Genomic DNA, 22,918 nt, shown 5'->3' on the forward strand with positions numbered 1-22,918 from the left:
GGCTGAAAAGAGACGGGGGTGGGTGCGGAAACCGGTCAACCGGCCGGTGAGTCTACGGCGTCCCGTGGGGCGTGCGCCCGCGCGTGGGGAGAGGCGCCGACGCGCCGGGCGCGGGGGCCGGCGGCGGGGCGCCGGGAGCAGGCAGGGGCGCCGGGGCGAGGGGAGCGGCCGTGACGGCTGCCGGGCCGCATGTCACGCCTGCCGCCGTGAGGTGTGGCGCGCCGCGCCACAGGAGGACCGCGGGGCCGGCAGGCGCCCGAGCGCCGCCCGGCGCAGAAGGCCGTCCTCCGGGAGCCGGGCGGGGGCGTGGGCGTGGGCGGGGTGGGGCGTCGGAGTGCCTCCTGCCGTGGTGAGGCCGTCGGGGTCCCGTCCTCCCGACGGGCAGGCCGTCCGTCGGTCACCGTGCGGGTCGCCCGGTGCGGATGGTTCAGGTGTCAAGCGAATACCCGGCAAACCGCCTGTACAGGCCAGCAACCGTTGCGCCGTGGGCGGACCCTCGTGCATGCTCCGGGGAACCCGCCTCCCGGTTCGCGCGGGATCTGGGCCAAGGAGGCGTGCCGCCGTACCCTTGGGGGTATGGGGTTGGGAAGGTACTTCCCGGACACAGCTCCGCCGCACACTGTCGTCCCCATAAAAGGATCACACCCCCGAGACAGCCATGGCCGGTCACGAATTCTTCGAACCCGCGGACCGCAAGCGGCCGGTCGCCGATCCGACGGCGTCCGAACCCCTGGCGGCTGAGGAATCGCGCCATGCGTGCGACCCCGCCTTCCGGCACGGGGTGGTCGTCGGCTTCGACGGGTCCACCTCCAGCGAACGGGCCCTCGCGTACGCCATCGGCATGGCACGGCGCTCCGGTTCCGGTCTGATCATCGTCCACGTCGCCAACCGGCTGCCCACCACGGTGTGGGCGGGCTGCGAGCCGCCGGTCTTCGTCGACGTCCCGGACCACCGCACGGAGGTGCTGGGGCTGGAGCTCGCCTGCGCCGACTATCTGGCCGAGGTGCCGTGGATCCTCGTCGAGCGGGGCGGGGACATCTGCCATGAACTCGAAGAGGTGGGGCGGGAGTACGCGGCCGACGCGATCGTCGTGGGTTCCACCCACGGGCTCGTGGGGCGGCTCTTCGGGTCGGTCGCGGGGAGGCTGGCGAAGCGGGCGCAGCGGCCTGTTGTCGTCATTCCCTGACGGGGTGATGTGAGGCGGGCCCCCACGTGTTGACCGGCAACACGTGGGGGCCCGTTCTGTTCGCACGGCCGGTGCGGGCCGGTGCGGGTTGATCGCGCCCGCGCGGCGGAGCCGCATATCGGCACAGCCCCGCGCCCCTTTGGGGCGCGCTGCCCCTCAGAGGTGATTATTCGACCGTGACCGACTTCGCCAGGTTGCGGGGCTTGTCGATGTCCCTGCCCAGGGCCAGGGCCGTGTGGTAGGCGAGGAGCTGGAGGGGAATGCCCATGAGGATCGGGTCCAGCTCGTCCTCGTTCTTGGGGACCACGATCGTGTGGTCCGCCTTCTCCTGCTCCTGGTGCGCCACCGCGACGATCCGGCCGCTGCGGGCCTTGATCTCCTCCATGGCCGCGCGGTTCTTCTCCAGCAGGTCGTCGTCCGGGACGATGGCGACGGTCGGGAGAGCCGGCTCGATCAGGGCCAGCGGGCCGTGCTTCAGCTCGGAGGCCGGGTAGGCCTCGGCGTGGATGTAGGAGACCTCCTTGAGCTTCAGGGAGGCCTCACGGGCCACCGGGTAGCCCCGGACACGGCCGATGAAGAGCATCGAGCGGGCCTCGGCGTACTCCAGCGCCAGCTTCTTGATCTGCTCCTCCTGCTCCAGCATCTCGGCGATCTGGGCGGGGAGGCGGCGCAGGCCCTCGATGATCCGCTTGCCGTCGCGGACGGAGAGGTCACGGGTGCGGCCCAGGTGCAGGGCGAGCAGCGCGAAGGCGACCGTGGTGTTGGTGAAGCACTTGGTGGAGACGACGCAGACCTCCGGTCCTGCGTGCACGTAGACGCCGCCGTCCGCCTCGCGGGCGATCGCGGAGCCCACCACGTTGACCACGCCGAGGACCCGGGCGCCCTTGCGCTTCAGCTCCTGGACGGCGGCCAGCACGTCGTACGTCTCGCCGGACTGGGAGACCGCGACGTACAGGGTGTCGGGGTCGACGACCGCGTTGCGGTAGCGGAACTCGGAGGCGGGCTCGGCGTCGGCGGGGATGCGCGCGAGCTCCTCGATCATCTGGGCGCCGATCATGCCGGCGTGGTACGAGGTGCCGCAGCCGAGGATCTTCACGCGGCGGATGCGCCGGGCCTCGCGGGCGTCCAGGTTGAGGCCGCCCAGGTGCACGGTGGAGAAGCGGTCGTCGATCCGGCCGCGCAGCACGCGGTCCACGGCCTCGGCCTGCTCGTGGATCTCCTTGTGCATGTACGTGTCGTGGCCGCCCATGTCGTAGGAGGCGGCCTCCCACTCCACGGTGGTGGGCTCGGCGGTGGTCCGCGTGCCCTCCGTGGTGTAGGTGCGGAAGTCGTCGGCCTTGAGGGTGGCCATCTCGCCGTCGTCGAGGGTGACTATCTGGCGGGTGTGGGCGACCAGGGCGGCGATGTCCGAGGCGACGAACATCTCCTTCTCGCCGATGCCGAGGACGACCGGCGAGCCGTTGCGGGCGACGACGATGCGGTCCGGGAAGTCGGCGTGCAGCACGGCGATGCCGTAGGTGCCCTCGATCAGGCGGACCGTCTCGCGGACCTTGTCCTCGAGCTTCTCGGCCCCCGAGCGGGCGATGAGGTGGACGAGGACCTCGGTGTCGGTCTCGGAGAGGAACTCGACGCCGTCCGCCTCCAGCTTGCGGCGCAGGTCGGCGGCGTTGTCGATGATGCCGTTGTGGACGACGGCGACCTTGCCCTCGGCGTCCAGGTGCGGGTGGGCGTTCACGTCGGACGGGGCGCCGTGGGTGGCCCAGCGGGTGTGGGCGATGCCGGTGGTGCCCTTGAAGCGCGCCGGGACCTTGGCCTCCAGGTCGCGCACCCGGCCCTTGGCCTTGACCGTCTTCAGGGTCCCCGTCTTCGGGGAGGTCACGGCGATGCCCGCCGAGTCGTAGCCGCGGTACTCCAGGCGCTGCAGGCCCTCGAGCAGCAGGGGGGCGACCTCACGCCTGCCGATGTAACCGACGATTCCGCACATACAGGTATGTTCCTAGCCGTAGACGATGCGGCGCAGCTGCCGGAGCGAGAGCTCGGGCGGCGCCACCGCGCGGTATCTCAGGTCCGCCTCGATCCGCTGGAAGATCGTCGCGTTCACCAGGCCCTGGGCCTGGAGCTCGCGATGGCGGCGACGGACGTACTCCTCGGTCGTCTCGTCGAAGTAGGCGAGCACGTCCTGGATCACACGCAGCGCCTCGCCCCGGCTGAGGGGCGTGGACCGCGTCAGATGATCGACAAGTTCGTCGTGCACCCGATGATCCTGGAGTACCGGCGGCCGTTTCGCAAGAAACGTGCCCGATTTCGGGCAGGCCAAGCCCGGTGGCCTCTACATGCGCTTCAGGACGGCCTGCTTGGCGAGGGTGAACTCCTCGTCGGTGAGGACCCCGGACCGGTGCAGCTCGCCCAGCTCCCGCAGCCGGCGCAGCAGCGCGTCGTGGTCGTCCTCGGCGGGGCCGGGCGGCGCGGACCGGTCGGTCTCCGGGGTGCGCGGGCCCTCCAGGGCCGGGGCGGCGGGGGTGGACGGGTGCGGCAGACGGGCCTGCACGGCGGCGGCCACCAGCGCCATCAGCGGGTCCCTCTTGAACCCCCACAGCTCCACCGCGTTCGGGTCGTACTTGGCCGGGACCTTGGTGGGGGCGTGCCGCACGAGGAAGCGCAGATGGCCGTTCTCCAGCCCGGCCGCCGGCTGCCAGTCCACGCCCTCCAGGTCGGCCACCGCCAGGGTGCGGGGGCCCGCGGCGGCCTTGGCGTCCTCCGTCTTCCAGTTCCACTCCAGCCGGACGCGCTCGCCGTCGAAGCTCACCGTGCCGTCCCCTGCGGAGACGGACAGCGGCAGGGGCGGACCGGGCAGCAGGTAGCCGGTCACCGGGCCCGACGGGATCTGCTCCAGCAGCAGCGCGGTGCGGACCTCCTCCGTGAAGTACTCGGCGACGCCGTAGCGGTCGGACTCCACGACCAGCTGGTACGGGTCGTGGGGCTCGGTGAGGCGGCCGCCCGTCGCGTGCAGCAGGGGGTCGGCGCCGTCGCGCAGCCGCAGCCTGAGCCGCCCCGACTTCTTGCCCTGCTCCAGTGAGATGCCCGCCAACGCCTCCAGCGGCACGGCCAGTTCACCCAGCGTGCGGCGGAGCAGGCCGACGTTCTTGTCGCGGCCGGGGGTCAGGCGCAGGGTTTCGCCGTCGAAGGTCCACGTGCCGTCCTTCTGGATGATTTCCGCCATGGGGGGATTGTTCCATCGCCACGTTCCCCGGCAGGGGCGGGAGTTGGGGGAGGGAGGGCTGGGGAACGTGGGTGGCCGACCGTGGGTGGGGGTGGGGCGCAGCTCCCGGCGCCCCTGAGGGGCGCCGGGTCAGAACGCCGCCAAGGGATTCTTCAGGGTGCCTATGAGCTGGAGCGCGCCCGAGGGGTCCGCCAGGTCGACCATTTGCTTGTTGTTGCGCAGCTGGAGGCGGTTCAGGCAGGACAGGGCGAACTCCGGGGCGAACATGTCGTAGCGGGCGAACTTGTCGGCCAGCTCCGGCACCGACGCCTGGTACTCGCGGGTGACCTCGGCGACCGTCCGCCAGAAGCCCTCCTCGTCGAGGACGCCTTCCTCGGCGAGGTTCGCCGCGAGGAAGCGGAAGAAGCAGTCGAAGACGTCCGTGAAGATCGACAGCAGCTTGGTGTCGTCCGGGACGTCGACACGGATCCGGGACACCTCCGGCGGCAGCACCGCGTCCGGGTCCATCACCGCGATCTCCTCGGCGATGTCCTTGTAGACCGCGCGCTTCACGGCGCCGTCCTCCAGGACCAGGATGACGTTCTCGCCGTGCGGCATGTACACCAGGTCGTAGGCGTAGAAGCTGTGCAGCAGCGGGACGTAGTAGGCCCGCAGGTAGCGTCTCAGCCACTCCTCCGGGGCGAGCCCGGAGCGCTCGATCAGGGCGGCCGCGAAGGACCGGCCCTCGTGGTCGACGTGGACCAGGGACGCCATGGTGGCCAGCGACTCGCCGTCCTCCAGGGACGTCACCGGGCTCTCCCGCCACAGCGCCGCCAGCATCTTGCGGTACGGCGAGTAGCGGTCGGTGGCCTGCTCGTACTCCAGGTGCCGGTAGCCCACGGCGGCCCGCTCGCGGATGACCGACAGTCCCGTGGACCGCAGCACCGCGTCGTTGTCGATCAGGCGCGCCAGCCAGTCGTTGATCGCGGGGGTGGCCTCCATGTAGGCGGCGGACAGGCCCCGCATGAAGCCCATGTTGAGGACGGACAGGGCCGTCTTCACGTAGTGCTTCTCCGGGTGCGAGCGGTTGAAGAAGGTGCGGATGGACTGCTGCGCCAGGTACTCGTCGTCACCCTCGCCCAGCAGCACGAGGTGCCGGCGGGCGACCTCGGCGGCGAAGGTGACGGACAGCTTGTTCCACCACTGCCAGGGGTGGACGGGGATCAGCAGGTAGTCGGCCGGGTCCAGGTCCTGCGCGCGCAGGACGCCGTGGAACCGCTCGACGGTCTCCTCGCCCAGCTCCTGCCGGACGAACGCCTCGTACTCGATGCCGGCGCCGGCCGTGAACGCGGCCCGCGAGCGGTGGGCGGCCAGCCACACCAGCTTCACCGGGTTCGCGGCCTCCGGGGCGTACCGCCGGTACTCGTGGACGCCGAAGCCGAGCCGCCCGTTGTTGGCGACGAAGCAGGGGTGGCCCTCGGTCATGCCGGCCTCGATCGCCTGGAACCCGGCGTCGACCAGCTCGGCTGAGGTGATCTGCGGCTTGGTCAGCTTGTAGCAGGTGCCGGAGAGGGTGGAGGAGATCTCCTCCAGGTACACCGGCAGGATCTCGTCGCTCAGCCCCAGGGATTTCTGCAGCTCGATGAAGAAGTCCAGCGCGGCGAGCTCGAGTTCGGCGTCGCCGCGGTGGCGGGTGATCGAGTCGGCGTCGACCTGCCAGTGGTCCAGGCCGCGCAGCTTCGCGGCGAACGTGTAGCGGGTCTCGCCGTCGTCGCTGCGGACGACGTACCGGCCGTCACCGGCCGGCTCGGGAGTGACGAGCCTTTCGTGCGCGAACTCGGCGAGCGCCTTGCGGATCAGCAGACGGTTGGCCCGCGCCCAGCGGTGGGGGGACAGGTGCGCCACGGCGTCGGACAGGGTCATGCGGAAGCTCCTCGTGCGGCCTCGAACTGTTCGCGCGTGCAGAAGCTCAGCAGCGCGCGCTTCTCCGGCTTGTCGATCTCGCGCTCGGGCACGAAGCCCACGGCCTCGTTCAGGGCGTGCACGGCCTTGTTGCCGACGTCCGGCTCCACCACGACCCGGCGGGTGGCCGGATCGGCGAACAGTTCCTCCATCACGGCGGTGATGACGGCGCGGGTGAAGCCGTGGACGGGGCGGTCGGTGGGGGCGACCAGGAAGTGCATGCCGACGTCGCCGGGCTCGGGCTCGTAGAGTCCGGCGAGTTCGACGTACCGGGGGTCGTACTTCTCCATCAGGAAGGCGGGCTCGCCGTCGTGCAGGCCCAGGTAGGCGTGGTGGTGCTCGTGGGCGGCGATCCGCATGTACTCGCGTTCCACGTCCTCGAGCTTCGCGTCCTGCATCATCCAGAACGCCGCCTTGGGATGCGTCACCCAGCGGTGCAGCAGCTCCGCGTCCTTCCTCGGGTCGAGCGGGCGGATCGTGAACGTACCGATGGTGCTCATACGGCGAACTCCTGGAAGGCGATGCTCTTCTCGACCGGGTAGTACTCGGTGCCCAGCAGCTCGCGGATGATCGAGGCGTTGCGGTAGGCGCCCATGCCCAGGTCGGGGCTGGTGATGCTGTGCGTGTGCACGCCCGCGTTCTGCAGGAACACGCCGCGCCCGGTGACGTCGATCGCGTAGTTGCGGGCGACGTCGAAGCGGCCGCGGCCGTCGAGGCGCAGCCGGTCGCGCACCGGCGCCAGGAAGGCGGGCTGCTCGTAGTGGTAGCCGGTCGCCAGCACCAGGCCCTCGGTGGCGATCTCGAAGTCCTTGCCCTGCTCGTCCTGGTGGAAGCTCAGCGTGTACGTGCCGTCCTGGTACCGGGCGGAGGTGAGCGAGGAGTTGGTGAGCAGCCGGGTGGGCACGCCGCGGCCGCCGCTCTCCACGTTCTTCTGGTACAGCAGGTCGAAGATCGCGTCGATCAGGTCCGAGTTGATGCCCTTGAACAGGCCCTTCTGCTGCTTCTCCAGCCGGTAGCGGGTGTCCTCGGGCAGCGCGCGGAAGTAGTCGATGTAGTCCGGGGACGTCATCTCCAGGGTCAGCTTGGTGTACTCCAGCGGGAAGAACCGCGGGGAGCGGGTGACCCAGTTGAGCTGGTAGCCGTGGGCGTCGATCTCCGAGAGCAGCTCGTAGTAGATTTCGGCGGCGCTCTGCCCGCTGCCCACGATCGTGACCGACTTCTTCCCCAGCAGCTCGGCCTTGCGGTGCATGTACTGCGCGTTGTGGAAGAGGTCGCCCTCCAGGCCGCGGCACGCCTCGGGCACGAACGGAACGGTGCCGGTGCCGAGCACCAGGTGCCGGCCGCGGTACGTCGTGCCGGTGGACGTGGCCACGACGTACACCTCGGCGGCCTCGTCCCACGTGACCTCGGTGACGGTGGTCCCGAAGCGGATGCTGCTCAGCTGTGCGGCGGCCCAGCGGCAGTAGTCGTCGTACTCCACGCGCAGCGGGTAGAAGTTCTCCCGGATGTAGAACGAGTACAGCCGGCCCTTCTCCTTCAGGTAGTTGAGGAAGGAGTACGGGGAGGTCGGGTCGGCGAGGGTGACCAGGTCCGACATGAACGGCGTCTGCAGGTGCGCGCCGTCGAGGAACATTCCCGCGTGCCACTCGAAGTCCGGCTTGGACTCCAGGAAGACGCCCGCGAGTTCGTCGATGGGCTCGGTCAGGCAGGCCAGCCCCAGGTTGAACGGGCCCAGCCCGATGCCCACGAAGTCGTAGGTCGGTTCCGTGGTGTCAGCAAGCGCGGTCAAGGGACTCTCCCAGGTACTGCTCGGCGTGGCCGGCGATCAGGTCGAGGACGGCCGTGATGTCGGCCGTCGTGGTCTCGGGGTTGAGCAGGGTGAACTTCAGGTAGTGGCGCCCGGCCACCTTGGTGCTCGCGACCACCGCGTCGCCGGAGGCGAACAGGGCCTTGCGGGCGTGCAGGTTGGCGCGGTCGATCTCGGCGGCATCGGTGACGGCCGCCGGGACGTAACGGAAGACCAGGGTGGAGAGGCTCGGCTCGACCACCACGTCGAAGCGGGGGTCGGCGGCCAGCAGCTTCCAGCCCTCGGCCGCGAGGTCGCACACCTCGTCGAACAGCCGGCCGATGCCGTCGGCGCCCATCACGCGCAGCGTCATCCACAGCTTCAGCGCGTCGAAGCGGCGGGTGGTCTGGAGGGACTTGTCGACCTGGTTGGGGATGCGCTCGGTCACCATGCGGCGCGGGTTGAGGTACTCCGCGTGGTAGGTGGCGTGCCGCAGCGTGGCCGCGTCGCGCACCAGCACTGCCGAGGAACTGACCGGCTGGAAGAAGGACTTGTGGTAGTCGACGGTGACCGAGTCGGCGCGCTCGATGCCGTCGATGCGGTGCCGGTACTTGAGGGAGGCGAGCAGGCCGCAGCCGTAGGCGGCGTCCACGTGCATCCAGGCGCCGTACTGCTCGCACAGTCCCGCGATCTCCGGCAGCGGGTCGATGGAGCCGAAGTCGGTGGTGCCGGCGGTGGCGACGACCGCCATCGGGATCAGCCCCGCCCCGGCGCAGCGCTCCAGTTCGTGGGCGAGGGCGACGGTCTGCATCCGCTTGTCGTGGTCGACGGGGACCACCACCACGGCGTCCGGGCCGAGACCGAGCAGCTTCGCGGATTTCTGCACGCTGAAGTGACTGACCTCGGAGGCGAAGACGCGCAGCTTCGTCAGCTCCTCGGTCTTGGTCTCCTCGCGGGCCAGCAGCAGCGCCTGGAGGTTGGACTGGGTGCCGCCGGAGGTGAACACGCCGTCGGCGGCGGGGCCGAGGCCGATGCGGGCGGCCGTCCAGTCGATCAGCTTCCGCTCGATCAGGGTGCCGCCGGCCGACTGGTCCCAGGTGTCCAGGGAGGAGTTGACGGCGGAGAGCACCGCCTCGCCCAGCACGGCCGGGATGACGACCGGGCAGTTGAGGTGGGCGAGGTAGCGGGGGTGGTGGAAGTAGACCGCGTCCCTGAGGTAGACGTCCTCCAGTTCGTCCAGCACCGCGGTGGTGTCGTGCAGCGGCCGGTCGAGGTCGATCGCGTCGATGCGCGGGGCGAGGTCGTCGACCGTGACGCCGGTGAACGGCCGGTCGGTGGCGGCGAGTTTTGCGGCCACCCGCTCGACTCCTTCGGTCACGGAGCGTCGGTAGTGCTCCGTGGTGGTGTCGTTGAGCAGGTGCGAGCGCATGTGGGGGTCCTCCGGTGGGGACGGTCTGATGCGGGGAGAGGTCCAGTGCGGTTCAACTTAGGTTAGCCTAACCAAACTTTTCCCGGGGTAATCCCGTTTCCTTCGTGACCGTTGTCACGTCCTCGACAGGACGCTACAAAGCCTCAACTCGCCCACGGCTCAAGCCTGTTCGCGAAGCTGCTGCTCCGTCAGGCCGCGCGGCCGGTAGCCCACGAACGTCACCCGCCGACGGTCGACACCGCGCTCCCGGACGAAATGCCGACGCAGCCGCTTGACCTGGCCGGACTCACCGGCGCTCCACACGGAGGCGCGCTCGGGGGAGGGAAGGGCGGTCCGGCGGACGGCGTCCAGGGCCGGCGGAGCCTCCGGGGCGGCGGCGCCCTCCCGTGCGAACCAGGTGATCTCCGTGTCCGCAGGCAGCTCCTGGACGTCCCCGGTGTGCGGTACCTCCAGCCGGACCCGGTAGCGGGGCCGCCGGGAGGCTCTCCGGGACGGCGGACGCGCCTGGCAGGCGGGTCTGGTCCGCCCACAGCGGCACCGTCGAGGTGTCCTCGGGAGGGCGGAAGCGGATCGCGCGGTTGCCGGCGATCGCGGGGCCGAACAGCAGTACCCGGTCGCCCACGGCGGCACGGGCGGCCCAGCGGGAGGCCGGGCCGGCCCCGGCGGACGGGCCCGCCTGAGGGGTGACGCCGTGCAGGTCGAGGTCGACCTCGATCTCGGTGTTCCGCCTCCGGGCGTCCGTACGCGGCGCCCGCAGCGTGTACGAGCGCGTCACCGCCCGTACGCCGTCCGGCAGTTCGCGCCGGACCTGCCACCGGTTGTCGCCGAGTTCCAGCGGCACCACCGGCCTGTCCCGCCCGGGATCGGGCAGGGGTGACGACAGGGACCGGTCACGCCCGTCGGAGCGGAAGCCGCCCAGCTCCGGTCCGGTGAAGGTGACCCGGACCGGTGACGGGCCGAGCCGCCGCGTCCCGGCGGCCCGAGGGGCGAAGGAGCGGAACGGGGCGGCCACGGCAGTCGTCACGGCGTACTCCTGCGAGTCGAGGGCGGCTGGCCCTTGCCAGGGGACCTGCGAGGGGGCCTTGCGCGGAGGTCAGCTGACCTTCCTGGCCTTCTCGATGGCCTCGGCGAGCGCCTCCACCGGCGCCACGCACTTGTCGTAGGACAGGATCGGCTCGGTGGAACGGGCGATGACCTGGCCGGCCTTGACGGCGGGCAGCTGCTTCCAGGTCGCCTCGGTGATGTCGGCGGGCTGGATGGCCGAGGAGCGGTCGTCCATCATGATCACGTCGGCCTTGTGCTTGTCGACGTTCTCCCAGCTCAGGCTCTCGAACCAGCCGCCCGTGGCCTTCTTGGCCTCCTCCGTCGGCTCCACGAAGTTCACGCCGAGGGCCTTGAAGTACTCCAGGTCGATCGAGAGGTTGCTGCCCGAGACGTAGAACAGCTCGGGGCTCGCGGAGCCGACCAGCACCTTGATCTCGGGCTTGGCCTTGGCGGCCTTGCGCAGCCGCTCCGAGGCCGCCTCGAACCGCTTCTTGGCCTCGGTGACCTTCGCGGCCGTCATGTCGGCGCCGAGCGACTCGGCCAGCTCCCACATCCGCTGGAGCGGGGCGGTGAGCTGACGGTCGAACACGGAGATGCCGACGCTGGGCGCGAGCTTGGCGATCTTGTCCTTGGACGCCTCGGGGACGTACCAGAGGGTGCCGGCGTCGTCGAACATCGTGGAGATCAGGACGTCGGGCGCGAGGGCCGCGTACTTCTCGACGTTGAACTGGTCCCAGACGTTGCCCAGGACCGTCACCTTGCTGACGTCCATGTCGCCGGCCTGGACGTCGGCCTTGCCGTCCTTGGTCGTGGTCGGGCCGAAGACGCCCTTGACCTCGATGCCGTAGTCGTACAGCGCGGCGGCCACGCCCGTGAACGCGACGATGTTCTTGGGCGCCTCGTCCAGCTTCACCGTGGTGCCGCGGTCGTCTTTGAAGGTCCAGGGGCCGGTCTTGGCGGAGCCCTTCGTGTCCGCGCCGCCGTCCTTCGCGTCGTCGCCCCCGCAGGCGGTGAGTACGGCGCCGAGGCCCAGGGCGCCGCCGGCGGCGAGCAGTCCACGACGGGAGAGGCGGGCGGTTGTGGCGTTCGGCATGGAAGGGTCTGCTTTCGTGCGTACGGGACCGGTGTACAAACAGCGTTAGGTTAGCCTAACCAAACGATCTGTCCAGAGGGCATCCCGTACCCGTCCCTGCGCGGGGTGCCGAAATGCCCGCCCTGTACCGTGAAACCGGTCACGCGAAGGGGGATCGGGCATGGACGTGGTGCGTAAGTGGGGGCCCACCGCGGCCGTCAACCTGGTCCTCGGTGTCCTCGCCGTCGTACCGCTGTGGCTGACGGCGCTCTTCGCGGCGAGTCTCCTGACCGCCGGCACGGAGTCCGCCTCCGGCGGGGCCGTGGGCGATCTGGTGGGCTGGCTGCGGCTCCTGCTCCCGCCGTGGGCGGTCCTGATCGGGCTGTGGATCCCCGCCAACATCCTGGTCCGGCGCGGCACGGGCGCGTCCGGGCGCCGCCACTGGGTGGTCGGGGCGGTACTGCTCCTGATCCCGCTGCCGGCCCTGGTGGCGCTGATGTACCTGGCCGAGGGCTGAGGCGCCCCGGCCACGGCGACGGCCCGCGTCCTGGCCGACGCGGGCCCTCCCACTGCCGGTCCCGGGGTCAGCCGGCCAGACCCAACTCCCGTGCGATGAGCATCCGCTGGACCTCGCTGGTGCCCTCGCCGATCTCCAGGATCTTGGAGTCGCGCCACATGCGGGCCACCGGGTACTCGTTCATGAAGCCGTAGCCGCCGTGGATCTGCGTCGCGTCGCGCGCGTTGTCCACGGCGACCGTGGAGGAGTACAGCTTGGCCAGCGCCGCCTCCTTCTTGAACGGCTCGCCCGCCACCAGCCGGCTCGCCGCGTCCCGCCACGCCAGCCGCGCCGTGTGCGCCTTCATCTCCATGTCGGCGATCTTGAACTGGATCGCCTGGTTGGCGCCGATCGGACGCCCGAAGGCGTGCCGCTCCTTGGCGTACTTCACCGACTCGTCGACACAGCCCTGCGCGAGGCCCGTGGCGAGCGCCGCGATGGCGATGCGGCCCTCGTCGAGGATGCGCAGGAACTGCGCGTAGCCGCGGCCCTCCTCGCCCAGCAGGTTGGCCGCGGGGACGCGCACGTCCTGGAAGGAGAGCTCGCGCGTGTCCGAGGCGTTCCAGCCGACCTTCGAGTACGGCGCCGCCACCGTGAAGCCGGGCGTGCCGGACGGAACGATGATCGACGAGATCCGCGGCCTGCCGTCGGGCTTGCGGCCGGTGACGGCGGTGACGGTGACCAGACCGGTGATGTCCGTGCCCGAGTTGGTGATGAAGCACTTGGTGCCGTTGATGACCCACTCGTCCGTCGCCTCGTCCAGCCGGGCCGTCGTGCGGGTCGCGCCCGCGTCGCTGCCGCCGTCCGGCTCGGTCAGCCCGAACGCGCCGAGTATCTCGCCCGAGCACAGCCGGGGCAGCCACTCGCGCTTCTGTTCCTCGGTGCCGAACAGGTGCAGCGGCATGGCGCCCAGCGAGACGCCCGCCTCCAGGGTGATGGCCACCGAGGAGTCCACGCGGGCCAGTTCCTCCAGGGCCACGCCGAGCGCGAAGTAGTCGCCGCCCATGCCGCCGTACTCCTCCGGGAACGGCAGCCCGAACAGGCCCATGCGGCCCATCTCCCGGACGATCTCGTACGGGAACTCGTGCCGCTCGTAGAAGTCGCCGATCTTCGGCGCCACCACGTCGTGCGCGAACTCCTCGACCGTGCGGCGGAGTTCCTCGAGTTCGGGGGAGAGTTTGTGGTCCATGGCGTCACTGCTCCTGGTGGGAGAGGGCTCGTACGGTGCGGGACGGGCTGGGTCGGCCCAGATGGGCGGCCATCCAGACGCTTGTGGCGACCAGACGGCCGAGGTCGACCCCGGTGTCGATGCCGAGGCCCCGCAGCATCCACACGAGGTCTTCGGTGGCGAGATTGCCGGTGGCGGACTTCGCGTACGGGCAGCCGCCCAGCCCGCCGGCCGAGGCGTCGACCGTGGCGACGCCCTGCTGGAGCGCGGCCAGGGTGTTGGACAGCGCCTGGCCGTAGGTGTCGTGGAAGTGCACGCCCAGCGCGGGGACGGGCACGCCCGCCTCCGTGAGCGCGCGGATCAGGGCCGTCACATGGCCCGGGGTCGCCACGCCGATCGTGTCGCCGAGGCTCAGCTCGTCGCAGCCCATGTCGAGCAGCGCCCGGCACACCCGCACCACCTGGGGGACCGGGACCGCGCCCTCCCAGGGGTCGCCGAAGCACATCGACAGATAGCCGCGCACATGGACGCCCTGCTCCTTCGCGCGGGCCACCACCGGCTCGAACATGACCAGCGCCTCGTCCACCGTGCGGTTGAGGTTGGCCTTGGCGAAGGACTCCGTGGCACTGGCGAACACCGCCACCCGGCGGGCGCCCAGCGCCAGCGCGCGGTCCAGGCCGCGCTCGTTGGGAACCAGCACCGGCAGCTCGACCGGCAGGTCGGACACCGCCGGGTACAGGTCCTCGGCGTCCGCGAGCTGCGGCACCCACTTCGGGTGCACGAAGCTCGTCGCCTCGATCGTGGTCAGGCCCGTGCCGGCCAGCCGGCGGACGAACTCCGCCTTCACGGCCGTCGGCACGGTCTGCTTCTCGTTCTGCAGGCCGTCGCGGGCACCCACCTCGTGGATCCGCACCCGCGCCGGCAGCCCCTCGGCCGGTACGGCCATGGGCAGGCCCAGCTCGCTCGCGTTCATGCCGTCTCCCCTTCCGCCGGTTCCGCGGCCTCCACGGACGCGATGACCGCGAGCACCTGGTCCATGGCGACCGTCGTGCCCGGGGACACGTCCAGCTCCGTGACCGTGCCCGCGTGCGGGGCGGAGATGACGTGCTCCATCTTCATCGCCTCCACCACCAGCAGGCTCTGGCCCGCGTCCACCTCGTCGCCGACGGCGACCTTCACCACCGTCACCGTGCCCGGCATCGGCGCGGTCAGCGAGTCGGCGCCCGCCTGACCCGCCCGGGTGAGGGACGCGGCGACCGGGTCGTGGTCCCGCACCTGCCAGGCGTCGCCGTCCCGGCCCAGCCAGGAGCCGTCCGGCAGGGCGGCGAAGGTGTGCGCCACGCCGTCCAGCTCGCAGGTGAACCGGTGTCCGTCCAGCGGCCCGGCGGACGCCCGCAGCGGGGTGTCCGCCCCGGGCAGCAGCAGCTCCGTGCCGCCGTCGGCCGTGGCGCGCACCCGCACGGTCACCGGTTCGTGGCCCGCCACCCGCAGGTGGTGCGCCGTCCAGGCCCGGCCGCCGCCCATCCGCCAGCCGTCGGCGGCGGCGAACGGGTCACGCCAGCCGGGCGCCGCGGCGGGTTCGAGGGCGGCCTGGCGCAGCAGCGCCGCCGCCGCGTACACCTCGGCCGGCACCTCGCCGCCGGCCAGGGAGTCCGCCTCCCGCTCGACCAGACCGGTGTCCAGCTCGCCCGACACGACCGCCGGGTGCGCCAGCAGCCGCCGCAGGAAGCCCGCGTTGGTCTGCACGCCCAGCGTCACCGTCTCCGCGAGCGCCGCCCGCAGCTTGCGCAGCGCCGTCGCCCGGTCGGGACCGTACGCGATCACCTTGGAGAGCATCGGGTCGTAGAGGCTGCCGACCTCCGTGCCCTCGGAGAGCCCGGAGTCGGTGCGCACGCCGTCGCCCCGGGGCTCGCGCAGCCGCAGCACCGTGCCGCCGGAGGGCAGGAAGCCGCGCGCCGGGTCCTCGGCGCACAGCCGCGCCTCGACCGCGTGCCCGGTGAGGCGGACGTCGTCCTGCCCGAACGGCAGCCGCTCGCCCGCCGCGACCCGCAGCTGCCACTCCACCAGGTCGAGGCCGGTGATCAGTTCGGTGACCGGGTGCTCCACCTGGAGCCGGGTGTTCATCTCCATGAAGTAGTACGCCGACGGGTCGTCGCCCGGGACGATGAACTCCACCGTGCCCGCGCCCCGGTAGCCGCAGGAGCGGGCCGCCTGCACGGCCGCCTCGCCCATCGCCGCCCGGGTCTTCTCGTCGAGGAGCACACTGGGCGCCTCCTCGACGATCTTCTGGTGCCGCCGCTGGAGGGAGCACTCGCGCTCACCCAGGTGCACCACGTTCCCGTGGCCGTCGGCCAGCACCTGGATCTCGATGTGCCGGGGCCGGTCGATCCACCGCTCCACCAGGAGCGTGTCGTCGCCGAAGGAGGCGCGGGCCTCGCGCCGGGCTGCGGCGATCTCGTCGGCGAGCCGCGTCTCGTCCCGCACGAGCCGCATGCCCTTGCCGCCGCCGCCCGCCGACGGCTTCAGCAGTACCGGCATGCCGATCCCGCGGGCCGCGTCGACGAGCTGCGCGTCCGTCAGCCCGCTGCCGCTGGAGCCGGGCACCACCGGCACCCCGGCCGCCTTCACCGTCTCCTTGGCGCGGATCTTGTCGCCCATCAGGGCGATGGCGTCCGCCGGGGGACCGATGAACACGAGCCCTGCCGCCTCGCAGGCCCGTGCGAACTCCGCGTTCTCCGCGAGGAAGCCGTACCCCGGGTGCACCGCCTGCGCGCCGGTGCGGGCGGCGGCCTCCAGCAGCCGCTGGGCCGACAGGTAGCTCTCGGCGGCCGGCGCCGGTCCGATCCGCACCGCCGTGTCGGCCTCCCGGACGTGCCGGGCGTCCGCGTCCGCGTCCGAGTACACCGCCACCGAGCGCACGCCCAGCGATCGCAGCGTGCGCTCGACGCGGACGGCGATCTCGCCCCGGTTCGCCACCAGCACCGTGTCGAACATCTGATCAGTCATCGTCAGGGGTCCCCTCACATCCGGAAGACGCCGAACTGGGGGTCACCCAGGGGCGCGTTGGCGCACGCGGTCAGGGCCAGCCCCAGCACCTGCCGGGTGTCCATCGGGTCGATCACGCCGTCGTCCCAGAGGCGTGCCGTCGCGTAGTAGGCGTTCCCCTGGCGCTCGTACTGGGCGCGGATCGGGGCCTTGAAGGCCTCTTCCTCGTCCGCGGGCCACTCCTCGCCGCGCGCCTCCAGCTGGTCCCGTTTGACCGTCGCCAGGACCGAGGCCGCCTGCTCGCCGCCCATCACCGAGATCTTGGCGTTCGGCCACATCCACAGGAAGCGGGGGGAGTAGGCCCGGCCGCACATCGAGTAGTTGCCCGCGCCGTAGGAGCCGCCGACCACGACGGTCAGCTTCGGCACGCGCGTGCAGGCGACGGCCGTGACCATCTTGGCGCCGTGCTTGGCGATGCCGCCCGCCTCGTAGTCCCGGCCGACCATGAAGCCCGAGATGTTCTGCAGGAACACCAGGGGGATGCCGCGCTGGTCGCACAGCTCGATGAAGTGGGCGCCCTTCTGGGCGGACTCGGAGAAGAGGATGCCGTTGTTGGCGACGATCCCCACCGGGTGGCCGTGGATGTGCGCGAAGCCGGTGACCAGGGTCTGCCCGAACTCCGCCTTGAACTCGGCGAACCGGGAGCCGTCCACGACGCGCGCGATGATCTCGCGGACGTCGTAGGGGGTGCGGGAGTCCACCGGCACCGCGCCGTACAGCCCCGCCGGGTCCACCTTGGGCTCGGCGGCCGGTTCCACCCGCCAGGGCAGCCGGCCGCGCGCGGGCAGCGTGGAGACGATCCGGCGCACGATCCTCAGCGCGTGCGCGTCGTCCTCGGCGAGGTGGTCGGTCACCCCGGACACCCGCGAGTGGACCTCGCCGCCGCCCAGCTCCTCCGCCGTGACGACCTCACCCGTGGCCGCCTTCACCAGCGGCGGGCCGCCGAGGAAGATCGTGCCCTGGTTGCGGACGATCACCGCCTCGTCGCTCATCGCCGGGACGTACGCCCCGCCCGCCGTGCAGGAGCCGAGCACCGCCGCGATCTGCGGGATGCCGGCGCCGGACATCCGGGCCTGGTTGTAGAAGATGCGGCCGAAGTGGTCCCGGTCCGGGAACACCTCGTCCTGCATCGGCAGGAAGGCGCCTCCGGAGTCCACCAGGTAGACGCAGGGCAGCCGGTTGTCCAGGGCCACCTCCTGCGCGCGCAGGTGCTTCTTCACGGTCATCGGGTAGTACGTGCCGCCCTTGACGGTGGCGTCGTTGGCGACGACCACGCACTCGCGGCCCGCGACCCGGCCGATCCCGGCGATCACCCCGGCCGCCGGCGCCTGCCCGTCGTACATCCCGTCGGCGGCCAGCGGGGCCAGCTCCAGGAAGGGCGAGCCGGGGTCCAGGAGGGTGTCCACCCGGTCGCGCGGGAGCAGCTTCCCGCGCGCGGTGTGACGGGCGCGTGCCCGCTCGCCGCCGCCGAGCGCCGCCGCGGCCAGCTTGCCGCGCAGCTCCTCGACGAGGGCGCGGTGCGCCTCCTCGTTGGCCCGAAAGGCCTCCGACGCGGGATCGGCCGCGCTGTGAAGCTCCGGTGCCTCATGCATCCTGCGGGTCCCCTCACGTGTTAATGAGCGTTAACGCATTTCCTTCAGGTTAACGACCGCTAACCTCCCTGTCTAGAATCGTCCTCATGGCCACCAGAACCGACGCCCCCACCCGCCGCGAGCAGATCCTCAAGGAGGCCGCGCGGCTCTTCGCCGAGCGGGGCTTCCACGGGGTCGGCGTCGACGAGATAGGCGCCGCCGTCGGCATCAGCGGGCCCGGGCTCTACCGGCACTTCGCGGGCAAGGACGCGATGCTGGCGGAGCTGCTGGTCGGCATCAGCGAGTCGCTGCTGACCGGTGCGAAGCGTCGGCTCACCGAGGCGGACGGGGCCGGGGGGACGGCTCCCGAGGCGGTCCTCGACTCGCTGATCGAGGGGCACATCGACTTCGCGCTCGACGACCGCCCGCTCATCACCCTGCACGACCGTGAGCTGGACCGCCTCCGGGACGCCGACCGCAAGCTGGTGCGCCAGCTCCAGCGGCAGTACGTCGAGCTCTGGGTGGCCGTGGTGCGCCGCCTCTACCCGGACCTCGCCGAACCGGCCGCCCGCTCGGCGGTCCACTCGGTCTTCGGCCTCCTCAACTCCACCCCCCACCTCACCCGCCCGGGCTCCCTCCCGGACCGCGCGGGCACGGCGGAGCTGCTGCACCGGATGGCCCGGGGGGCGTTCGCGGCGGCGGCGGACTCCTGAGGGGCGCGCCCGCTGCCGCGGAGTGACGAGCGTTACGGGGCGTCCGGTCTGGACGGGTGTGGATACTCGCCGGTACCTTGCTCTGAGCAAGCGCTTAGACATGCCCAGGCCCCGGAGGTGGCGAATAGTGCGCCGTACGATTTTCAACGAGGATCACGAGGCGTTCCGGGAGACCCTCCGCGCCTTCATCGAGGCCGAGGTCGTCCCCGTCTACGACGAGTGGTTCGCGGCCGGACAGGCGCCCCGCGACTTCTACTACAAGCTCGGTGAGCTGGGCATCTTCGGCATCAGCGTGCCGGAGGAGTTCGGCGGCGCGGGCATGGACACCCACAAGTTCGAGGCCGTCCTCTACGAGGAGACCGCCCGCGCGGGCGTCCAGTTCGGCGGCTCCGGCGTGCACGTGCTGCTCGCCCTGCCGTACATCAAGATGCTCGGCACCGACGAGCAGAAGAAGCGGTACCTCCCGAAGTTCGTCACCGGCGAGGAGATGTGGGCCATCGCGATGACCGAGCCGGGCACCGGCTCCGACCTCGCGGGCATGAAGACCACCGCCAAGCTGAGCGAGGACGGCACTCACTACGTCCTCAACGGCGCCAAGACCTTCATCACCGGCGGCGTCCACGCCGACAAGGTGATCGTCTGCGCCCGCACCGCGGCCCCCACCGCCGAGGACCGCCGTCACGGCATCTCCCTCTTCGTCGTGGACACCAAGTCCGAGGGCTACTCGGTCGGCCGCAAGCTCGACAAGCTCGGCCTGCGCACCTCCGACACCGCCGAGCTGGCGTTCGTCGACGTGAAGGTCGCCGCCGAGGACCTGCTCGGCGAGGAGAACAAGGGCTTCTACTACCTCGGCCACAACCTGGCCTCCGAGCGCTGGGGCATCGCCTACGGCGCCTACGCCCAGGCCAAGGCCGCCGTCCGGTTCGCCAAGCAGTACGTGCAGGAGCGCACCGTCTTCGGCAAGCCGGTGGCGCACTTCCAGAACACCAAGTTCGAGCTGGCCGCCTGCCAGGCCGAGGTGGACGCCGCCGAGGCCGTCGCCGACCGCGCCACGGAGGCCCTGGACGCCGGCGAGCTCACGCCCGCCGAGGCCGCCAGCGCCAAGCTGTTCTGCACCGAGGTCGCCCACCGCGTCATCGACCGCTGCCTCCAGCTGCACGGCGGCTACGGCTACATGAACGAGTACCCGATCGCCCGCCTGTACGCGGACAACCGGGTCAACCGCATCTACGGCGGCACCAGCGAGATCATGAAGACGATCATCGCCAAGGACATGGGCCTGTAAGGTCCCGGAAATCCCTGCCGTATACAACTGATTCCATGAGTCAGGCTCTTCAGGAACTCCTCGATCTGCTCGACCTCGAGCAGATCGAGGAGAACATCTTCCGCGGCAGCTCGCGCAGCGCCGTCGTCCCCCGCGTCTTCGGCGGGCAGGTCGCGGCGCAGGCGCTGGTCGCGGCCGGGCGGACCGTCCCCGAGGACCGGCCCGCCCATTCCCTGCACGCGTACTTCCTGCGCCTCGGCGACCCCGGCGCGCCGATCGTCTACACCGTCGACCGGATCCGCGACGGCCGCTCGTTCACCACCCGGCGGGTGGTCGCGGTCCAGCACGGCAAGCCGATCTTCCACCTCTCCGCGTCCTTCCAGACCTACGAGGAGGGCCTGGACCACCAGGCACCGATGCCGGCGTCCCCGGACCCGGACGCGCTCCCGACCTCGGAGGAACGCCTGCGCGGCTACGCCCACCTCGAGCCCGAGGTCGTCGACCGCTTCCTCGAGGCACGCGCCGCCGTCGACCTGCGCTACGTCGACGAGCCGCCCTACGGCCGCTTCGGCGAGCCCCGCGAACCCCACTCCCAGGTGTGGTTCCGCACCAACGGCAAGCTCGCCGACGACCCTCTGCTGCACGTCGTCCTCGCCACGTACGTCTCCGACATGACGCTCCTCGACTCCGTACTGCTCGCCCACGGGCGCGGCGGCTGGGCCGTCGGCGACGTCGTCGGGGCCTCCCTGGACCACGCGATGTGGTTCCACCGCCCGTTCCGCGCGGACGAGTGGCTGCTGTACGACCAGCAGTCCCCCACCGCCCACGGCGGCCGGGGGCTCGGCCAGGCGCGCATCTACACCCAGGACGGCCGCCTCGCGGTCTCCGTCATCCAGGAGGGCGTGGTCCGCGTCCCGCGCGACGAGGACTGAGGCAGAAGGAGAGGCCGCGGCGCTTCCAGGGAAGGGGCCGCGGCCCGGTTCATAGGTTCATAGGGGAGAGTCAGCTCAGACCCGCCGCCGCCAGCAGGTACGCCGTCATCGGGTCGTAGTGGCGGGGGCTCGTCACATGGTCGTCCAGGGGGACGGTCACCTGGACGGTGCCCTCGGCCTCGGCGAGGAACAGCGCGGGGTCGTTGCAGTCGGCGTACCCGACGGAGTCCACTCCGTACTGGCCGGCGGCGCCCGCCCAGCCGTGGTCGGCGACCACCAGGTCGGGCAGCGGTCTCCCCTCCCGCTCCAGCGCCGTGAGGATCGTCTTCATCGGCGCGCCCGAGTGGGTGTGCCACAGCGTCGCCCCGTGCTCAAGCACCGCCACGTCCGCGAACTGCATCACGTAGCCCTCCTCCGTGGTCAGCCCGTCCGGGATGACCACGATCTCGCAGCCCGCCGCCCGCAGCGCGGCGGCCGTCGCCCGGTGCACGTCCAGCAGGCCGCCCGGGTGTCCGGTCGCCAGCAGCACCCGCTGCCGGCCCTCCGCCGCCTTGCGCAGCCGCCCCGCCATCCGCTCCAGGCCGTCGACCGTCAGCTCGGGGTCGATGGTGTCCTGCCCGTACCGGTGCTCGGGGTCGTCGTTCACGCCGACCCGCTCGGCCATCACCGCGAGCACGTCCTGCTCGTCGGTCCAGCGCTCGCCGAGCTCCAGGCCGAGCCAGTAGTGCCGGTCGCCGTTCGCCAGCTTCCGGTAGTGGGAGAGGTTGTTCTCGCGCGGCGTGGCGACCTCGCCCGCGATGCGGGTGGCGACCAGGTGCTCGACGAGTTCGGCGCGGCTGGGGGTCCCGGGTATCGGCATGCGTCCATTGTGAGGCAGGGAACAGGGGCCGTCCCTGGCGTATCGCGCGCTGGGACGTGCGTCACGTACTCAGCCGGCTGCGTACGGCTACTCAGCCGCGACCCTCACCACGTACTTGCCCCGGACGCCGCCCGCCTCCAGAGCCCGATGGGCCGCCGCCGTCTCCTCCAGCGGGAAGACCCTGTCCACCACGGGGCGCAGCGCGCCCTCGGCGACGTGCCGGGCCAGCACGTCGAGATCGGCCCGACGGGGGTCGCCGCTGAAGAAGCGGACCCGGCCGCGTCCGTGCAGCGCGCTGCCCGCAATGTAGCCGAGCGACGTGACGGGCCGGCTCAGGTCGAAGGCGATGGTCACCATGCGCCCGCCGGGGTTCAGCAGGCCCCGGAAGGCGCGGAGATCCGTCCCCACCGTGTCCAGGACGACGTCGAAGCGGCCCAGGTCCGCCGGCCGTACGCTCCGGTGGTCGACGGCCTCGTGCGCGCCGAGTTCGCGGACGAGGCCGAGGTTGGCGGCGCGGGCGAGGCCCGTGACCTTCGCGCCGTACGCCCGCCCGAGCTGGACGGCGGCGTTGCCGACGCCGCCCGCCGCGCCCCGCACGAGGAGCCGCTCGCCGGGGCGCAGCCCGGCCTTGTCGCGCAGCGCGGTGACGGCCGTAGTGGCCACCGGGAGCGCGGCGGCGTCCACCGGGTCGAGGCCGTCGGGGAGCGGGCCGACGCGCTCCTCGGGCACGGTCACGTACTCGGCGGCGCTGCCGAACCCCGAGGTCCGGCCCAGGACGCCCCACACGCGGTCGCCGGGCGCGAACCGGGTGACCCCGGCCCCGTGCGCGGCGACCTCGCCGGTGAAGTCAAGGCCCACGCGCTTGGGGAAGCGGCGGCCGAGCAGCAGGCGGAGCCGCCCGGAGCGGGCGGACAGCTCGCCGCCGTTCACGCTGAACGCGCTCACCTTCACCAGGACCTCGCCGGGGCCGGGCACGGGCCGGGGCACGCGGCCCACGTAGAGCTCCTCGGGGCCGCCGTAACGGTCGTAGAGCACTGCCTTCATCATGCGGTCGTCCATCGCCGTCGCCTTCGCGTCAGGTGGTCCGGGGGTTCGGGACCGACCGTAGGCTGGCAAGCGGACGAGATCGTCC

The 22,918-nt window shown here is 71.6% G+C and carries 19 protein-coding genes and 1 pseudogene; 5 read left to right on the forward strand and 15 right to left on the reverse strand.

Going from position 1 to position 22,918, the window contains the following annotated elements; all coding sequences use genetic code 11:
- Positions 1-658 precede the first annotated feature (658 nt).
- Entirely contained in the window at positions 659-1,186 is a 528-nt protein-coding gene (locus ELQ39_RS20415) for a universal stress protein (protein WP_019525177.1), read from the forward strand.
- A gap of 166 nt (positions 1,187-1,352) precedes the next feature.
- On the opposite strand, the gene glmS is transcribed toward ELQ39_RS20415, so the two are convergent.
- The 9 genes and pseudogenes from glmS to ELQ39_RS20460 form a co-directional block, all read right to left on the reverse strand.
- A complete protein-coding gene (gene glmS / locus ELQ39_RS20420; protein ID WP_190000759.1) occupies positions 1,353-3,170 on the reverse strand; it encodes a glutamine--fructose-6-phosphate transaminase (isomerizing) in 1,818 nt (605 codons plus the stop codon).
- 12 nt (positions 3,171-3,182) lie between these two features.
- A complete protein-coding gene (locus ELQ39_RS20425; RefSeq protein ID WP_006131553.1) occupies positions 3,183-3,440 on the reverse strand; it encodes a hypothetical protein in 258 nt (85 codons plus the stop codon).
- 75 nt (positions 3,441-3,515) lie between these two features.
- Entirely contained in the window at positions 3,516-4,406 is an 891-nt protein-coding gene (locus ELQ39_RS20430) for a DUF4429 domain-containing protein (protein ID WP_242593235.1), read from the reverse strand.
- Positions 4,407-4,535: 129 nt separating this feature from the next.
- Entirely contained in the window at positions 4,536-6,308 is a 1,773-nt protein-coding gene (locus ELQ39_RS20435) for an IucA/IucC family protein (RefSeq protein ID WP_242593237.1), read from the reverse strand.
- A complete protein-coding gene (locus tag ELQ39_RS20440) occupies positions 6,305-6,847 on the reverse strand; it encodes a GNAT family N-acetyltransferase (protein WP_242593239.1) in 543 nt (180 codons plus the stop codon). The genes ELQ39_RS20435 and ELQ39_RS20440 overlap by 4 nt, the downstream gene beginning before the upstream one ends.
- Positions 6,844-8,136: a lysine N(6)-hydroxylase/L-ornithine N(5)-oxygenase family protein gene (locus tag ELQ39_RS20445; protein ID WP_242593241.1), complete on the reverse strand. Its 1,293-nt coding sequence runs from the start codon at positions 8,134-8,136 to the stop codon at positions 6,844-6,846. The genes ELQ39_RS20440 and ELQ39_RS20445 overlap by 4 nt, the downstream gene beginning before the upstream one ends.
- Positions 8,120-9,562: a lysine decarboxylase DesA gene (gene desA / locus ELQ39_RS20450; protein ID WP_190000754.1), complete on the reverse strand. Its 1,443-nt coding sequence runs from the start codon at positions 9,560-9,562 to the stop codon at positions 8,120-8,122. Before desA ends, ELQ39_RS20445 begins: the two co-directional genes overlap by 17 nt.
- A gap of 159 nt (positions 9,563-9,721) precedes the next feature.
- A pseudogene (locus ELQ39_RS20455) lies at positions 9,722-10,586 on the reverse strand (siderophore-interacting protein).
- 69 nt (positions 10,587-10,655) lie between these two features.
- On the reverse strand, positions 10,656-11,699 hold the full coding sequence (locus ELQ39_RS20460; protein WP_242593243.1) for an ABC transporter substrate-binding protein: 1,044 nt from the start codon (positions 11,697-11,699) through the stop codon (positions 10,656-10,658).
- Between the two features lie 160 nt (positions 11,700-11,859).
- Between ELQ39_RS20460 and ELQ39_RS20465 the strand changes: the two genes are divergently transcribed.
- Positions 11,860-12,195: a hypothetical protein gene (locus ELQ39_RS20465; RefSeq protein ID WP_242593245.1), complete on the forward strand. Its 336-nt coding sequence runs from the start codon at positions 11,860-11,862 to the stop codon at positions 12,193-12,195.
- Positions 12,196-12,262: 67 nt separating this feature from the next.
- Here ELQ39_RS20465 and ELQ39_RS20470 read toward each other — a convergent pair whose 3' ends face one another.
- Genes ELQ39_RS20470 through ELQ39_RS20485 form a run of 4 tightly spaced genes read right to left on the reverse strand, consistent with a single transcriptional unit; the run spans position 12,263 to position 18,039 of the window.
- Positions 12,263-13,423: an acyl-CoA dehydrogenase family protein gene (locus ELQ39_RS20470; protein ID WP_190000751.1), complete on the reverse strand. Its 1,161-nt coding sequence runs from the start codon at positions 13,421-13,423 to the stop codon at positions 12,263-12,265.
- A 4-nt stretch (positions 13,424-13,427) separates the two neighbouring features.
- Positions 13,428-14,375 carry a hydroxymethylglutaryl-CoA lyase gene (locus ELQ39_RS20475; RefSeq protein ID WP_242593247.1) on the reverse strand — a complete coding sequence of 316 codons (948 nt, stop codon included), beginning with the start codon at positions 14,373-14,375 and terminating at the stop codon, positions 13,428-13,430.
- The gene (locus tag ELQ39_RS20480) at positions 14,372-16,396 is read right to left on the reverse strand and encodes an acetyl/propionyl/methylcrotonyl-CoA carboxylase subunit alpha (RefSeq protein WP_242595635.1); all 2,025 of its coding nucleotides are present in this window, start codon (positions 16,394-16,396) and stop codon (positions 14,372-14,374) included. Before ELQ39_RS20480 ends, ELQ39_RS20475 begins: the two co-directional genes overlap by 4 nt.
- A gap of 26 nt (positions 16,397-16,422) precedes the next feature.
- Positions 16,423-18,039, reverse strand: coding sequence for a carboxyl transferase domain-containing protein (locus ELQ39_RS20485; protein ID WP_242593249.1), 1,617 nt, complete (start codon positions 18,037-18,039; stop codon positions 16,423-16,425).
- Between the two features lie 86 nt (positions 18,040-18,125).
- Here ELQ39_RS20485 and ELQ39_RS20490 point away from each other — a divergent pair, with 86 nt between their 5' ends.
- From ELQ39_RS20490 to tesB, 3 genes are all read left to right on the forward strand, one after another.
- Positions 18,126-18,731 carry an SACE_7040 family transcriptional regulator gene (locus ELQ39_RS20490; protein ID WP_225629332.1) on the forward strand — a complete coding sequence of 202 codons (606 nt, stop codon included), beginning with the start codon at positions 18,126-18,128 and terminating at the stop codon, positions 18,729-18,731.
- Positions 18,732-18,858: 127 nt separating this feature from the next.
- Positions 18,859-20,016, forward strand: coding sequence for an acyl-CoA dehydrogenase family protein (locus ELQ39_RS20495; RefSeq protein ID WP_242593251.1), 1,158 nt, complete (start codon positions 18,859-18,861; stop codon positions 20,014-20,016).
- Between the two features lie 35 nt (positions 20,017-20,051).
- Positions 20,052-20,927, forward strand: coding sequence for an acyl-CoA thioesterase II (tesB, locus tag ELQ39_RS20500; RefSeq protein WP_225629331.1), 876 nt, complete (start codon positions 20,052-20,054; stop codon positions 20,925-20,927).
- A gap of 70 nt (positions 20,928-20,997) precedes the next feature.
- Here tesB and ELQ39_RS20505 read toward each other — a convergent pair whose 3' ends face one another.
- Positions 20,998-21,786 (reverse strand): phosphatase, encoded by a 789-nt coding sequence (locus ELQ39_RS20505; RefSeq protein WP_190000746.1) that lies wholly within the window; start codon positions 21,784-21,786, stop codon positions 20,998-21,000.
- A gap of 87 nt (positions 21,787-21,873) precedes the next feature.
- Entirely contained in the window at positions 21,874-22,845 is a 972-nt protein-coding gene (locus tag ELQ39_RS20510; RefSeq protein ID WP_242593253.1) for an NAD(P)-dependent alcohol dehydrogenase, read from the reverse strand.
- Positions 22,846-22,918: the final 73 nt, after the last annotated feature.

Origin of the sequence: Streptomyces sp. GB4-14, assembly GCF_022696125.1 — a bacterium.
Classification (GTDB): Bacteria; Actinomycetota; Actinomycetes; order Streptomycetales; family Streptomycetaceae; genus Streptomyces; species Streptomyces werraensis.

What these genes read in the sequence shown, in the direction of transcription:
- ELQ39_RS20480 (WP_242595635.1), bottom strand. Translation starts at nt 16,396, where the DNA reads ATGTTCGACACGGTGCTGGTGGCGAACCGGGGCGAGATCGCCGTCCGC.
- ELQ39_RS20415 (WP_019525177.1), top strand. Translation starts at nt 659, where the DNA reads ATGGCCGGTCACGAATTCTTCGAACCCGCGGACCGCAAGCGGCCGGTC.
- ELQ39_RS20460 (WP_242593243.1), bottom strand. Translation starts at nt 11,699, where the DNA reads ATGCCGAACGCCACAACCGCCCGCCTCTCCCGTCGTGGACTGCTCGCC.
- ELQ39_RS20465 (WP_242593245.1), top strand. Translation starts at nt 11,860, where the DNA reads ATGGACGTGGTGCGTAAGTGGGGGCCCACCGCGGCCGTCAACCTGGTC.
- ELQ39_RS20435 (WP_242593237.1), bottom strand. Translation starts at nt 6,308, where the DNA reads ATGACCCTGTCCGACGCCGTGGCGCACCTGTCCCCCCACCGCTGGGCG.
- ELQ39_RS20510 (WP_242593253.1), bottom strand. Translation starts at nt 22,845, where the DNA reads ATGGACGACCGCATGATGAAGGCAGTGCTCTACGACCGTTACGGCGGC.
- desA (WP_190000754.1), bottom strand. Translation starts at nt 9,562, where the DNA reads ATGCGCTCGCACCTGCTCAACGACACCACCACGGAGCACTACCGACGC.
- tesB (WP_225629331.1), top strand. Translation starts at nt 20,052, where the DNA reads ATGAGTCAGGCTCTTCAGGAACTCCTCGATCTGCTCGACCTCGAGCAG.
- ELQ39_RS20485 (WP_242593249.1), bottom strand. Translation starts at nt 18,039, where the DNA reads ATGCATGAGGCACCGGAGCTTCACAGCGCGGCCGATCCCGCGTCGGAG.
- glmS (WP_190000759.1), bottom strand. Translation starts at nt 3,170, where the DNA reads ATGTGCGGAATCGTCGGTTACATCGGCAGGCGTGAGGTCGCCCCCCTG.
- ELQ39_RS20440 (WP_242593239.1), bottom strand. Translation starts at nt 6,847, where the DNA reads ATGAGCACCATCGGTACGTTCACGATCCGCCCGCTCGACCCGAGGAAG.
- ELQ39_RS20505 (WP_190000746.1), bottom strand. Translation starts at nt 21,786, where the DNA reads ATGCCGATACCCGGGACCCCCAGCCGCGCCGAACTCGTCGAGCACCTG.
- ELQ39_RS20470 (WP_190000751.1), bottom strand. Translation starts at nt 13,423, where the DNA reads ATGGACCACAAACTCTCCCCCGAACTCGAGGAACTCCGCCGCACGGTC.
- ELQ39_RS20490 (WP_225629332.1), top strand. Translation starts at nt 18,126, where the DNA reads ATGGCCACCAGAACCGACGCCCCCACCCGCCGCGAGCAGATCCTCAAG.
- ELQ39_RS20430 (WP_242593235.1), bottom strand. Translation starts at nt 4,406, where the DNA reads ATGGCGGAAATCATCCAGAAGGACGGCACGTGGACCTTCGACGGCGAA.
- ELQ39_RS20475 (WP_242593247.1), bottom strand. Translation starts at nt 14,375, where the DNA reads ATGAACGCGAGCGAGCTGGGCCTGCCCATGGCCGTACCGGCCGAGGGG.